1 pseudogene is annotated in these 448 nt (G+C 63.8%); it reads left to right on the top strand.

Features of this window, described 5'->3' with window-relative positions:
- Positions 1 to 302: pseudogene (locus IB259_RS30880) on the top strand (nicotinate phosphoribosyltransferase); the annotation flags it as partial.
- Positions 303 to 448: the final 146 nt, after the last annotated feature.

Raw genomic sequence — 448 nt, 5'->3', positions numbered from 1 at the left:
ATGCGAAGCTGCGCATCGATGCGCACACCAAGCGCCTCGTGTTCTCTGACGGCCTCACGCTCAACCGCGCGCTCGAGCTGTATCGCCACTTTGGCGACCGCACGCAGCTGGGTTTTGGCATTGGCACCAGCCTCACCAACGACATGGGCGATGCGCGGGAGATGAAGCCGCTCAACATCGTGATGAAGCTCACCCGCGCCAACGGGCAGCCTGTGGCCAAGCTGTCGGACACGCCGGGCAAGACGCTGTGCGACGATGAAACGTACTTAGCCTACCTCCGCCAAGTCTTCAACGTCGCATAAGAAGCCCCCCTGAGTCGCTTCGCGCCTTCCCCCCAGGGGGACGACGCCCTCACTGCGGGGCGGCCCTTGCTCGGCGTCCCTGGCATGGGCAGCGCCAGTGTCGCGGCCACCGATGAACTCGAACCTTAGGATGAATGACACCATGC

This window comes from Achromobacter sp. ACM04 (assembly GCF_014851465.1).
Lineage (GTDB): Bacteria > Pseudomonadota > Gammaproteobacteria > Burkholderiales > Burkholderiaceae_B > Achromobacter > Achromobacter aegrifaciens.
The sequence above is the reverse complement of the archived record's forward strand: the minus strand, read 5'-3'. Positions and strand labels throughout refer to the sequence as shown.